11 protein-coding genes are annotated in these 13,038 nt (G+C 35.4%); 5 read left to right on the forward strand and 6 right to left on the reverse strand.

The features are described 5' to 3' along the window. Positions 1–385 precede the first annotated feature (385 nt). Entirely contained in the window at positions 386–1,330 is a 945-nt protein-coding gene (locus NK356_RS13160; protein WP_253317194.1) for a DUF4349 domain-containing protein, read from the forward strand. A 264-nt stretch (positions 1,331–1,594) separates the two neighbouring features. Here NK356_RS13160 and NK356_RS13165 read toward each other — a convergent pair whose 3' ends face one another. Together NK356_RS13165 and NK356_RS13170 are read right to left on the reverse strand one after the other, a co-directional pair. After that, on the reverse strand, positions 1,595–1,960 hold the full coding sequence (locus tag NK356_RS13165) for a hypothetical protein (protein ID WP_034695305.1): 366 nt from the start codon (positions 1,958–1,960) through the stop codon (positions 1,595–1,597). A 22-nt stretch (positions 1,961–1,982) separates the two neighbouring features. After that, positions 1,983–3,122, reverse strand: a complete 1,140-nt coding sequence (locus NK356_RS13170) for an acyl-CoA dehydrogenase family protein (RefSeq protein WP_034695304.1) — start codon at positions 3,120–3,122, stop codon at positions 1,983–1,985. A gap of 346 nt (positions 3,123–3,468) precedes the next feature. Here NK356_RS13170 and NK356_RS13175 point away from each other — a divergent pair, with 346 nt between their 5' ends. Together NK356_RS13175 and NK356_RS13180 are read left to right on the forward strand one after the other, a co-directional pair. Further along, the gene (locus tag NK356_RS13175; protein WP_034695302.1) at positions 3,469–5,247 is read left to right on the forward strand and encodes a long-chain fatty acid--CoA ligase; all 1,779 of its coding nucleotides are present in this window, start codon (positions 3,469–3,471) and stop codon (positions 5,245–5,247) included. Between the two features lie 7 nt (positions 5,248–5,254). After that, positions 5,255–5,914: a hypothetical protein gene (locus tag NK356_RS13180; protein WP_253317195.1), complete on the forward strand. Its 660-nt coding sequence runs from the start codon at positions 5,255–5,257 to the stop codon at positions 5,912–5,914. A gap of 341 nt (positions 5,915–6,255) precedes the next feature. Here NK356_RS13180 and NK356_RS13185 read toward each other — a convergent pair whose 3' ends face one another. The 3 genes from NK356_RS13185 to NK356_RS13195 form a co-directional block, all read right to left on the reverse strand. Then, on the reverse strand, positions 6,256–7,032 hold the full coding sequence (locus tag NK356_RS13185; protein ID WP_034695298.1) for a zinc ribbon domain-containing protein: 777 nt from the start codon (positions 7,030–7,032) through the stop codon (positions 6,256–6,258). A 2-nt stretch (positions 7,033–7,034) separates the two neighbouring features. Further along, entirely contained in the window at positions 7,035–8,132 is a 1,098-nt protein-coding gene (locus NK356_RS13190) for a Nif3-like dinuclear metal center hexameric protein (protein ID WP_034695296.1), read from the reverse strand. 114 nt (positions 8,133–8,246) lie between these two features. Continuing rightward, positions 8,247–9,095: a hypothetical protein gene (locus NK356_RS13195; protein WP_051934309.1), complete on the reverse strand. Its 849-nt coding sequence runs from the start codon at positions 9,093–9,095 to the stop codon at positions 8,247–8,249. Between the two features lie 250 nt (positions 9,096–9,345). Here NK356_RS13195 and NK356_RS13200 point away from each other — a divergent pair, with 250 nt between their 5' ends. After that, positions 9,346–10,173, forward strand: a complete 828-nt coding sequence (locus NK356_RS13200; protein WP_253317196.1) for an ion transporter — start codon at positions 9,346–9,348, stop codon at positions 10,171–10,173. Between the two features lie 43 nt (positions 10,174–10,216). Further along, positions 10,217–10,375 (forward strand): hypothetical protein, encoded by a 159-nt coding sequence (locus NK356_RS13205; RefSeq protein WP_156106430.1) that lies wholly within the window; start codon positions 10,217–10,219, stop codon positions 10,373–10,375. A gap of 191 nt (positions 10,376–10,566) precedes the next feature. On the opposite strand, the gene NK356_RS13210 is transcribed toward NK356_RS13205, so the two are convergent. Next, on the reverse strand, positions 10,567–12,891 hold the full coding sequence (locus NK356_RS13210) for a GEVED domain-containing protein (protein ID WP_253317197.1): 2,325 nt from the start codon (positions 12,889–12,891) through the stop codon (positions 10,567–10,569). Between the last annotated feature and the right edge of the window lie 147 nt (positions 12,892–13,038).

The raw sequence follows: 13,038 nt of genomic DNA on the forward strand, positions 1-13,038 counted from the left end.
GCAACGCTAAATTTTTCTTTTTTATACATAAAAAATGCCCCTAAAAAGTGTCTAACTTTTTGGGGGCAGTCCATTTCTGCGGATTTTTTTATGCTTTAATTATATAGCATAATTTAAACTACAGTAGATTCCTACGGAATGACATACTGAGCGCTGCAATTTATCCACACACTTTGTCATTCCGTAGGAATCTACCCATCAATAACATGTTCAATTAATAAGCATTTTGCTATTAAACAAAACTAAATACTTTGTAAATCTTTTGTAAAACAAATACAAAACATTGAAAATATAACAGTTACTATTTTACCAGCACAATACATTTCATTTACAATCTTTACAAGAACTTCCCTTCTAATTTTACTTCATCAAAAAAATTAATCTTATGAAAAAGTTCATCTTACTCGTTGCTGTATCAAGCACTTTCATTATGTGTAAAAAAGCGGAAGCTACACAGGATAAAATACATGAAGCAATCCATTCAGCCGACAGTGCGGCTACAGTTGCTTCAGAAACCGTTGAAAATGCCAGTAAAACAGTAGACCAGGTTATGGATTCTGCTAATATTAAAATAAAAGATTTTGAGAATACTAAAAATGACATCCAGGAAAAGATAGAACATACCTCCAAAATGGTAGATTCTTTATCTGATAAAATTGCCAATACAAAACTGGAATCAAAAATTGAGAAAAAAGATTCTATAGCAAAGAAATCTGAAAAAATTGCAGCAAAAACTCCAGCACCAAAGGTTATTAAAGAAACAAAAATCATTTATAAAGAAAAGCCTAAGAATGACAGTTACGAATTGAATATGCCTAAAGATAAAATGGTAAAATCAGGATATCTTTCTATAACCGCAGAGAATGTGGAAACGGTAAAGGAAATTATCCGGGAAGAAGCGAACAGAAATAACGGCTATATCAAAAGTGAAAATCTTTCTTATGTAGAATCTGCCAGCCCTCATGGAGAAGATCAAAAAATATACAGCCTTGACATCAAAGTTCCTATGCAGCATTTTGATGGATTAATGGACGCTATCAATAGCAATGTTGGAGATATTGATACAAAAGATATTCAGGTTTCCGGGCGAAACTACGCAGACAATACCATCTGTACAATCAATGTAAATATCAGCGATAAAGCTAAAACAGAAACAGAGCCTAAAACTTTTGGTGGAAAATCACTGGCTGCCATTGAATCCGGCTGGGATGTTATTACTTCAATATTCCTGTTTATCCTTCCATTATGGCCTTTATTCCTGATTGCCGGTATTGGATATTATTTCTATAAAAAGAAGAACAGAAACATTCCTAATAATGATTCTCACTAGGTTTCAATCTTTCCTCAGGGTAGATTTTTAATATTTTTTTAATGAGGTTTAGAATTGAAGTTCGATTCTTATGTTTAATTTTATCAAACGTAAAAGAAAGTGCTTGCTTATTAGAAAAATAACTCTTAACTTTAAGTATAAGCAAAATGTAAAGAATCTTCGTTGTGAAACAGGGTTCAAAAGAAATTTGGAAATTTTATTTCATATATTAATATTTTGTGATTTGGTGTAAAATAAGGCCCTCTATTGAGAGCCTTATTTGTTTTATTTCATATTCACTACTTTATCTACAATGAACTTTGTGTTTCCTCTCCAGGGAAGTGCGCCATTGTACTCTTTGTAATGCAGGTCAAAAGTTTTACCGCTGTTGGTTTCCAGTTGTTTGAAAACTTCGGGATCATCTACGGAAAATTCAAACTCATAGCTTGTAATTGTTCCTGTTTTTCCTCTTCCAAAGCCTTCCTGAATCAGCTTGCCTTCATAAGTTTTGAAAACATAACCTTTTTTCATAGCATAGTTCAGGTATCCGGATTTTACTCCTTCTCCGAAAACAAAATAGTACTTATACCAGACAAATACGCCCAGTAACAGCAGTACAACCCCAAGGGTGATCCACAAAGATTTTTTCATAGGTAGTGTGTTTTATAAAATGTTATTTTGCGATGCTTCTGGAGATCACGATTTTCTGGATTTCAGAAGTTCCTTCATAGATCTGAGTGATTTTTGCATCTCTCATTAATCTTTCTACGTGGTATTCTTTCACATATCCGTATCCACCGTGGATCTGTACTGCTTCAATAGTAGTATCCATTGCCACTTGAGAAGAATATAATTTTGCCATAGCTCCGCTTTCAGAAATATCTTTCCCAGCATCTTTCTCACAAGCAGCTTTGAAACATAACATTCTTGCAGCAGTGATCTGAGTAGCCATATCAGCCAATTTGAATGCAATAGCCTGGTGGTTGATGATTTCAGTTTTGAAAGCTTTTCTTGTTTTAGCATATTTCAATGCCAGTTCGTAAGCACCTGAAGCAATTCCTAAAGCCTGAGAAGCAATACCAATTCTTCCTCCGTTCAATACTGCCATAGCAAAGTTGAACCCGAATCCGTCAGCACCGATTCTGTTTTCCTTCGGAACTTTTACGTTATTAAAGATCAAAGAGTGAGTATCACTTCCTCTGATTCCTAGTTTGTCTTCTTTTAATCCAATTTCAAATCCTTCCCATCCTCTTTCAACGATGAAAGCATTGATTCCTTTGTGCTTTTTCTCAGGATCTGTCTGTGCAATTACGATATAATAAGTAGCTGTTCCACCATTGGTGATCCAGTTTTTGATACCATTTAAAAGATAGTAATCTCCTTTGTCTTCAGCAGTAGTTTTCTGAGAAGTTGCATCAGAACCTGCTTCCGGCTCAGATAATGCAAATGCTCCAATTACCTGCCCGCTTGCCAGTGGAGTAAGATATTTTACTTTTTGCTCTTCAGAAGCGAATTTTTCAAGACCGGCACAAACCAATGAGTTGTTTACAGACATCACAACAGCTGCAGAAGCATCCACTTTTGCAATTTCTTCCATTGCAAGTACGTAAGAAACGCTATCCATACCTGCACCGCCGTATTTTGGATCTACCATCATTCCTAAAAGTCCCATTTCTCCCATTTTCTTCACCTGTTCTGCAGGGAATTTCTGGTCACGGTCTCTTTCAATCACTCCAGGTAAAAGTTCGTTCTGTGCAAAATCTCTTGCTGCCTGCTGAATCATCAGCTGTTCTTCCGATAAATTAAAGTCCATAAAAAAAATAATTAGATAGCCGTAAATTTACACTTTTTAAGCAAATCTGAAAAAATAAATTAAAAGCGGGAAAAAGGCAGGTTTGGGGAGGTTTAATGATAATGGGATACTTGTTTAGGGATCTGAGATCATGGGTTAAGAAGACAATATAAAACAGATGAAAAAAAATAAACCTTCATAAAAGAATCATTGGAAATACAAAATCCCCACTTCAGGGCTTCCGGCCTCCTTTTTGATTCAAACTATTATGGTAAGCATTTAACTAATTCCTAATTATCACATTGAGATGTTTTCAATTAAAAAAAATGCTTATATTTAAATTTCTTTATAAATTACGTAAAAAATCATGACGATCAAGAGATTATTCGATATTCCACACTATGCTTTAGAAAAATATCCTAAAACGGATATGTTTGTAACAAAATATCATGGTGAGTGGAAAAAAACTTCTACACAGGAGTTTATTAATGAGGGAAATAAGATATCCAGAGGATTATTGAAGCTTGGTATAAAACCAGGTGATAAAATCGCTTTGATTACAACCAACTCCCGTACAGAATGGGCTATCATGGACTTTGGACTTTCTCAGATCGGCGTTGTTTCAGTACCGGTTTATCCAAGTATTTCTCCTGAAGATTATGAATTCATCTTCAATAATGCTGAAATTCAGTATTGTTTTGTTTCTGATAAAGAGCTGTTGAATAAAGTAATGAAAGTAAAGCATAATATCCCAAGTTTACAGGGAATTTTTACTTTTGATAATATCAGTGGAGCTGCCAACTGGAGAGAAATTCTGGATCTGGGTAAGGATGAATCTACCCAAATTGAAGTAGAAGACCTTTCCAATGCCATCAATACAGAAGATCTTGCAACCATTATTTATACTTCCGGAACTACAGGAAGACCAAAAGGAGTAATGCTTACGCATAATAATATTGTTTCAAACGTATTGGGAGCCATACCAAGAATTCCAAAGAAAAGAAGTCTGGATTACAAGGAAACAAGAGCATTAAGCTTCCTTCCCATCTGTCATATTTTTGAAAGAATGCTGTTCTATCTTTATCAGTACAACGGTTTTTCTCTTTATTTTGCTGAAAGCATCGAGAAAATGGGTGAAAATGTAAAAGAAGTGAAACCTCATTATATGACTGTAGTACCAAGACTGGTAGAAAAAGTATATGATAAAATCTACAATACTGGATCTTCAGCCGGAGGATTAAAATCAAAAATCTTCTTCTGGGCCCTGAACCTGATTACCAAAAAGAAAACCATTTCAAAACCGTCCGGGCTTCAGGAAATTATTGCTGACAAGCTTGTATTTTCTAAATGGAGAGAAGGTTTAGGTGGTGAAATCGTGACTTTGGTTTCAGGATCTGCAGCATTATCTACAAGACTTAACCTGATGTTCCAGAATGCTGGTATTCCAATTCTGGAAGGCTATGGCTTAACAGAAACTTCCCCTGTAATTTCTGTCAACAGCTTTGATAAAATGAAAGTGGGAACCGTAGGGATTCCATTGGATAATTTAAAAGTTAAAATTCAGGAAGACGGTGAAATTACAGTGAAAGGACCATCGGTATTCAAAGGATATTTCCAGAATGAAGAAATGACGAAAGAAGCTTTTACAGAGGATGGATTCTTTAAAACCGGAGACATTGGACATATCGACAGTGACGGATTTTTACAGATCACTGACCGTAAGAAAGAAATGTTCAAAACTTCCGGCGGAAAATATATTGCTCCACAGACTATTGAAAACTTAGCAAAAGCTTCAAAATTCATAGAGCAGATTATGGTTGTAGGTGATGGTGAAAAAATGCCGTGTGCTTTGGTACAGCCTGATTTTGAGTTTGCTAAAAACTGGGCTTTAAGAAATAATCTGAACATCGGTGCTACACCGGAAGAGATTGCAAAAAGCCCTGAATTGAAGCAAAGAATTGAAAAAGAGATCGACGGCATCAATGAGCACCTTGGAAACTGGGAGAAAATCAAAAAAATCGAGCTTACTCCTGAAATATGGAGCATTGAAAGCGGATTGCTTACTCCAACGTTAAAACTGAAAAGAAAAGCGGTAAAAGAGAAGTTTATTGCTTTGTATAATAAGATGTATGATCATCAGGAATAATTATTCAATGGAATTATTTAAGTATAAATTCATCTACCAATCCACTTTTGTTGGATTGGTATTTTTTATGTTTTCATGTAAACAACAGATTGAAAACACAAAATCAATAGCTGAGGAAAAAATAGAAATTCCACAACTTTTATCAGATTCCACGTTAAAAGAGAAAACATTGAATGATTATATTCAAACTGCTGAAATCATAAAACCCAATGTAAAAAACGGGGTTCCTTTTAACAAGCTTGATTATGATAAAATTATTGCTTATGATTTTGCTGGTGACGAAGAGACCTATCCTAATCCAATTGATAGAAAAGGAAAATTTATCCCTGTGATCCTGAGACAACAGTTTCTGACTCAAAAACAAGCCGATCAGATCCTATCTGCCTTAGCAAAAAATTCAAGCTATGGTGAGAGCTCTGCGGCATGTTTTCAACCTCATCTGGGATTAGTGTTTTTTAAAGACAATAAAAAAATCAATCAGATTAGTATTTGTTTAAGCTGTAACGCTTCAATTACAGAAATTGAAATTCCTGCCAGAATCCATAAAGTATTTAATAAGGGAACAGATAATGAGTATTCCTTTACTGGCTTCAAACCGTCTGGAAAAGCAGCAATCATCAAACTGTGTAAAGAGATTAATTTTCATTATGGAAACAAGAAAGAGTAATATATTAATAAAACAGATTGAAAAATAACTTTCTTTTTTATTTATAACGAAGTCCTTTATTTTGAATATTTTTATAGGTTTTGGCTAAAATTTCATTTTGATTAAACGGGCTAAAGCCCGTTCCTATTGATGATTTTCCATTGTTTTTTTCAACCTTAATGATTAACGCCAACTTTGTCATTCCATAGGAATCTATATCATATTAAAAGAATGTGCAAAGATTCCTACGAAATGAAAAGAACACCGTAAAAAATTAAACGGGCTAAAGCCCGTTTCTATTGAATACACAAAAAAAGCTGTCTCATTTCTGAAACAGCTTTTATATGTTTTAAAATCAATAATTAGAATTTAATTACAGATTTCATTCTTTCGTTTTCTTCCATTACCAATTCATCATCAACAAGGATTTTTCCAGAGTGCTCATCAATGATGATTTTCTTTCTCTGAGCAATTTCCATTTGCTTTTGAGGAGGAATAGTGAAGAAAGATCCTTTTGGAGCTCCTCTTTCTAATCCTACTACTGCAAGACCATTGATAGAGTTGGTTCTGATTCTGTTGTAAGAAGCCAATAATCTTTCATCAATTTTACCTGCGAATTCTTTAGACTGCTCTAAAAGATATTCTTCTTCTTTCTGCGTTTCAGAGATCAAACCATCCAATTCTTCTTTCTTGAATTTCAAATGGCTTTTCAAATCATCGATCTTAGAGTTCAGTTCGCTTAAAGTTTCGTTTTTGTGAGCGATTTTAGCTCCGAATTCTTTAATTCTTTTTTCAGCAAGCTGAATTTCCAGATCCTGGAATTCCATTTCTTTCCCTAATGCTTCAAACTCTTTATTGTTTCTTACATTATCCTGCTGAGATTTGTATTTCTCAATTAAAGTTTTAGCATGGTTAATTACTTCATGCTTTGTTTTGATCTGATCGTCCTGATCTTTGATATCAGCATGAAATTTTTCAGCTCTTTTTTCAAGACCTTCAATCTCAATCTCAAGATCTTCAACTTCAATTGGCAATTCTCCTCTAGTATTTCGGATTTCATCCAATCTTGAATCAATGATCTGTAAATCGTATAAAGCTCTTAATTTTTCTTCAACTGAAATATCGTTGGTTTTTGCCATATTTAAATGAAATAATTTACTGGGTTTGTTTTTTCAATAGATTTTGAAATTGCAAATGTACTAAATTTTTGTGATAAAATTTCAAATAATTGTTGAGCAACAAATTGTTCTGATTCATAATGTCCTATATCACAGATCAGCATTTTAGACTCAGCCAGAAAATAGTCGTGATATTTAAGATCTCCGGTAAGATAAGCATCACATTTCCTGGCTGCTGCAGATCGTATTCCACTTGCTCCTGAGCCTCCCAGAACCCCTACTCTTTTGATTTTTTTATTATTAAAAGAGGAATGTTTTATCACTTCCAAACCAAATTTTTCTTTTACAAATCCAAGGAAATCTTTTTCATCCATTTCTTCTTCCAGATCACCGTACATTCCCAAGCCGGCATGATGATTTTTATTATCCAGATTATAAACCTGATAGGCTACTTCTTCATAAGGATGTGCTGTCTTCATAGCACCCACAATCTGCCCTTGTTTAAAACCTTCAAAAATCACAGAGATCATATCTTCATCTGCATTTTCACGAACTCCCTGCTGTCCTGAAAACGGATTTGAACCTTCTACAGGCCTGAATGTTCCGTTACCATTCACTGTAAAACTGCATTCATCATAAAATCCGATATTTCCTGCTCCGGCTGAGAACATGGCTTCTTTTACTTTTTCTGAATAGTCTTTGGGAACAAAAACCGTCAACTGTTTTAAATTATTTTCTTTAGGCTGAAGAATTTTCATATTCTTTAATCCCAACTGACTGCATATTCCATGGTTGACTCCAAAGAAATCATTATCAAATGCGGTGTGGATGGCATAGATGGCAACCTTATTTTCAATAGCTTTTAAAACTGCTCTCTCTACGTAGTTCTTCCCTGTTAAAGATTTTAATCCGGAAAATATAATGGGATGAAAGCACACAATCAGATTGCAGTTTCTCTCAATAGCTTCATCAACCACATTTTCCAACGCATCATGGCAAACCAGAATCCCTGACACATCACGGTCGTAAACCCCGCAGAGTAATCCCACATTATCAAAATCTTCTGCCTGTCTGATACTTATTTCCTCTTCAATCTTTGCAATTACAGTTTTTAGCTTCATTAATTTTATATTTTACAGTTACAGCGAAGATATTAATTTTACGGGAAAAATTTCCACAACCATAAAAAAACCGGCTTTCATCAACCGGTTTTATTTTGATATTAAAAAAGACTGTTAATCTTTGAAAAGAGATACTCTTGTAAAGGATTCCACGACAACACCACAGTTGATATCAGACTCCATAAAAAGTTGATATCCTCTTCCCGGATCAAGACTTGCAGGGTCTGCAATGGTATAGAAATAAAAGGTAAGAATGTTACCCGTTCCACTTGAGCCACTTGGAACCAGCTGAATAGAGTTAATTTCAAAGCCTGAATCAGGATTTTTAAAAGTAGCTTTTATAGATCCTGAAGAATTGGATCCTGGAGTGATGGTAGCAATTACTCTCCATACATGTACTTGCCCGTAAATTTCATTTTCCCGCCATTTACCAGTTGCCGAGATATAGATATTACTGGTTACTCCGGGAAATGGAACAGTGGTTTCCGGCCAGCTTGTAGTAGGGCTTGCGGCAAATACTAGCGGAGTAGCATAAAGTACCTGTTGTCTTGGGCCGTAGCCGCTTCCTGCTGCACTTAAACTGAATGAGGGTTTTACATTTGCGTTTCCAGAATTGATTTTAACGACACCATCGTTACCAGCCTGAGAAGATGTGGGAACAAAAAGCTGTCTCCAGAGGGTACCGTCCCAATACTGGAAGTTATTTGTTGTCGTATTAAAAATAAGGGTTCCTGCAGTAAGGTTAGGGTTTACCACACCTGCAGGAGGTACTGTGGAAACATCGTTATCTGCCAGGTTGGTATCCCGGTCAGTATCTGTAAGACGAGGAATAAGAATTCCTTTTTGGTTGGAAACTATATCCAGTACTGAAGCCCCATTTGGCGCTGCAGTATTAATCCCAACCTGAGCATTAGCAAAACTGCTTATAATAAACAGAATAAACAAGGTTAAAATTTTTCTCATGATATAAAGCTTTTGTAGAATAAAATTACAAACTTGGACCAAAAAAATGTTAAAAATTTAATTTTTATATGTCATATTTTATTCGTATTTTACTAAATATAACATATTGAAAACCATGTAATTAATACCATATAATTCACTTTTTAATGATAGATTTTCCTTTAACATTTGCAAGATTCTTTTAACAATCATATATTTACCGTATACATTATAGAAATTATTAACTTCGCTGTGAAATAACCTTATATAAATGGAAAGAGAACATAATCTGATTCCTGAGGACACTTTATGGAAAAGATTCCTTTATCGTATAATTTATCGCTCCGATACGAAGCTTGGAAAACTGTTCGACATCATATTATTGTCATTGATTCTTGCCAGTACTGCTATTATTATGATGGAAAGTGTACCAAAGCTTGATAAAAGATTCCATTATACCTTTCTGATCCTCGAATGGATCATCTCTATTTTTTTTACAGCAGAATATTCTATGCGGATTGCGGTGGTAAAAAATAAACGGAATTATATCTTCAGTTTTTTCGGAATTATAGATTTCCTGGCTCTTGTTCCTTTTTTTCTAAGCTTTATTTTCCCTGTTACTAAATATTTCCTGATTTTCAGAATGCTGAGAATGCTGAGAGTGTTCAGAATTTTCAACTTACTGGATTTTATGAATGACGGATATTTTATTGTAAGGGCTTTAAAAAACAGTTCAAGGAAAATTTACATCTTCCTTCTTTTTCTGATTATTTTCTCAGTTATTGTAGGATCGCTTATGTTTATGGTAGAAGGCGGAAGAGAAGGCTTTGAAACAATACCTCAATCCATCTATTGGGCAGTTGTTACAGTAACTACTGTAGGGTACGGTGATGTATCACCTATCACGCCTTTAGGAAAGTTCTTTGCTGTTATTCTTATGCTGGCGGGTTATTCCATTATTGCAGTTCCTACCGGTATTGTAACGGCCGAAATGAGAAACAAAAGACAGAACCTGGAAATAGTATGCGACCGCTGTGGTAATGATGATATTGATGATGATGCAAGGTATTGTAAGAAATGTGGCAAGAAATTAGCTTAATATTTGGTATAAGTAAAATTTATTCACCAAATACCACAAAATCATGGAACCAAAAAAGAAAAACAGACCGAATAGCTTAGTGATTATTCTTTTTGCATTGATCGTGCTGATGATCATCATCTACTTTATATTAGCAATGTTCTTCCCTACTGTTTTTGACCTTATGAATAAAGGAGAAATACAGCCTGTACCCAATAAATGATGAGTAATGTAAAATACGCAATGGGGAATAATTTATAATCAACTAGAACTATAGAACAAAATAAAAAAGATGAGCAAAGTATTTTGCTCATCTTTTTTCATCAATATTTTTCAAATCAAATTCTATTCAATCTCCATAAAAAAAGACGGATCATCAATGACCCGCCTCCCTTTTTTTATTTAAATGATGAATTATTTTTTAATAGCTTTAATAGTCTGCTTGGATCCGTCTTTCATTTCAAGTGTTATTAAATAAACTCCTTGCATCAGATCTCTTAAATGGATTGTAGATTCAGGGTTGGTAATAGTTTTCACCAATCTTCCTGTAGCATCTGTCACCGTTACATTTTTAACATTTTTCACATCAGAGATATTCAATACATCCGTAAATGGATTAGGATAAACCTGGATATTATTTTTCGCTTTAGCAACTTCAGCTGTTGCCAGGTTCGCATTATTAATACTGATATCGTCAATATACAGATTATACTGGTCCGGATCTGAATAAGCATTAAATCCAAAGAAATACACTCCTGTTGTAGGCACTGTAAACGTTATAGATTCTGTATGAGCCATTTCATCATTGATTGAAGGATAATCTGCGATAGAACCTGTCATAGCTGCTGCAGCTGGTGAAGTTCCGTACGCTACCTTCAATTTTTCAACATAGGTTGATGAGTTATTACCATATTTATAACTGATGGTATACTGCACTCCTGCCGTCAAATTCAATCCTTGTGTAAAGAACCATGCATTACCAGAATTGGAAGAGTTATACTGATATTTCAACACATTGGTAGTGAATCCCTGGCTATCGGAAGGAGGATCCATTGTTTCCCAATCATTTCCTGTTCCCGCATTAACATTATTTGTGCAACCAGGCAGATCCGGAACAGTAACGTTTTCAAAATCTATTGTGTAAGGAATATTCGTACTTGAACATAATGTTGTAAAGGTAGCAGAATCACTCCATATACTTTTACTGGTTGCACTACATGCAGATCTTACCCATACGTAATAAGGAGTGGAAGCAGCTAAACCTGGAATATTATAAGTGGTTGCTGTAACTCCTGTAAAGTTAGGGGTACTTGTTGCTGTAGGTGCTGTATTGGTTGTACTGTAATAAATATCATAGCCGTTAGCCGGAACCGGAGTGGCTGCTGCCCAGGAAACTGTAGCTCCTGCAGCGGTAATATTTGAAACAGCTAATGCATTAGGTTCACTACAAGCTGGTGCTACATCTATATTAATATCATCAACGTATAATTTATTCATATTAGCATCAGAATAGGCCTGAAATCCAAAATAATACACGCCCGTTGTTGTTGGCGTGAAGTTCGCAAAAGCACTTGTTGCGGTGCTGATAACAACATCCGAGTGGTCCGCCAATGTATTGGTCATTCCCGCACTTGTAGCCGAAGTTCCGTAGGCTACTTTTAGTTTTTCAGCATATACAGTTCCTTCCGCATTGGCATATTTATATTTAATTCTATAGGTCACTCCTGCAGTAAGATTAATTCCGTTGGTAAAAAACCAGGTATTCGCATTCTCTGCATAGTCGTAAGAATACTGAAGAACATTTCCAGTAAATCCTTGAGCATCCAGATCACCTGTTTCCCACATATTTCCTGCCCCATCATTCACTACCGAGGTACAAGTTGGCATATCTGGTGGAGTTATACTTTCAAAATCCAATGCATAAGGCACTCCCACCGCAACACACGAGGTCATAAATGTGGCCATTTGAGACCATGCACTCTTATTAGAAGAACTGCATACAGAACGTACCCACACATGGTAAATAGTAGCTGGTGCAAGAGAAGGTAAATTTGTAGTCAATCCATTGATAGACCCTGAAACTACTGTTGCAGCAGTAGGATATGTACTGGAAGTTGAGTAATAATATTCATAACCACTTCCCGGAGCGGAAGTCGGAGCTGTCCATGCTACCTGAGCTGAATTTGCCGTAATAGCAGATACCGTTAAAGCAGATGGTGCAAAACAAGTCGGAACCGCCCCAATTACAACTGTATAATCATGAGCTTCTCCATATCCATCTGTATTACAAGGAATAGGATCTCCGGAGAACCTGTCACCCACTCTCATTCTGTAAGTACCTGGAGTTACAGTTGAAGGAATTGTTATAAGTCCTGCTGTAATATTATCCCCTCCTACAAACGTACTGCTTGCAGAAGCTACAAGCTCCGGAGCTGCATCATCAAAAGTTCCATCGTTATTGAAATCTATCCAGATACGAACATTCTGATCACTGTAATCATGTTTAACGCTAAAATCATAACTTAAACCTGCACTGAGATTAATTGTCATAGAAGTATAATCTCCATAGGCATTAGTAGAACAACCTGTATTAGAATGATCAAATCCCGCTCCCGGAATTGCAAAAGTGTCTATCATATCCCCACCGCTACAGCCACTAGCGAACGCAGGCGTACAATAGGTTTGCGCAGAGGATAAAAAGCCAGTTATTAAGAAACCAACGAGTAAAAAGTTTTTCATATAAATCAGTATTAGTTAATCAAATCTAGTGAAAATCAGCAATAAAAAAAATATTTTTTTCATCATATGACAACAAATACAAATTTTCTTTCAACAAAAGACAATTCACCTTATAAACAAAGAGACTGCTCAAATTGAACAGTCTCT

Source organism: Chryseobacterium sp. S0630 (genome assembly GCF_024158915.1).
Classification (GTDB): Bacteria; Bacteroidota; Bacteroidia; order Flavobacteriales; family Weeksellaceae; genus Chryseobacterium.

What these genes read in the sequence shown, in the direction of transcription:
- NK356_RS13170 (WP_034695304.1), bottom strand. Translation starts at nt 3,122, where the DNA reads ATGGACTTTAATTTATCGGAAGAACAGCTGATGATTCAGCAGGCAGCA.
- NK356_RS13185 (WP_034695298.1), bottom strand. Translation starts at nt 7,032, where the DNA reads ATGGCAAAAACCAACGATATTTCAGTTGAAGAAAAATTAAGAGCTTTA.
- NK356_RS13160 (WP_253317194.1), top strand. Translation starts at nt 386, where the DNA reads ATGAAAAAGTTCATCTTACTCGTTGCTGTATCAAGCACTTTCATTATG.
- NK356_RS13165 (WP_034695305.1), bottom strand. Translation starts at nt 1,960, where the DNA reads ATGAAAAAATCTTTGTGGATCACCCTTGGGGTTGTACTGCTGTTACTG.
- NK356_RS13175 (WP_034695302.1), top strand. Translation starts at nt 3,469, where the DNA reads ATGACGATCAAGAGATTATTCGATATTCCACACTATGCTTTAGAAAAA.
- NK356_RS13180 (WP_253317195.1), top strand. Translation starts at nt 5,255, where the DNA reads ATGGAATTATTTAAGTATAAATTCATCTACCAATCCACTTTTGTTGGA.
- NK356_RS13190 (WP_034695296.1), bottom strand. Translation starts at nt 8,132, where the DNA reads ATGAAGCTAAAAACTGTAATTGCAAAGATTGAAGAGGAAATAAGTATC.
- NK356_RS13205 (WP_156106430.1), top strand. Translation starts at nt 10,217, where the DNA reads ATGGAACCAAAAAAGAAAAACAGACCGAATAGCTTAGTGATTATTCTT.
- NK356_RS13210 (WP_253317197.1), bottom strand. Translation starts at nt 12,891, where the DNA reads ATGAAAAACTTTTTACTCGTTGGTTTCTTAATAACTGGCTTTTTATCC.
- NK356_RS13200 (WP_253317196.1), top strand. Translation starts at nt 9,346, where the DNA reads ATGGAAAGAGAACATAATCTGATTCCTGAGGACACTTTATGGAAAAGA.
- NK356_RS13195 (WP_051934309.1), bottom strand. Translation starts at nt 9,095, where the DNA reads ATGAGAAAAATTTTAACCTTGTTTATTCTGTTTATTATAAGCAGTTTT.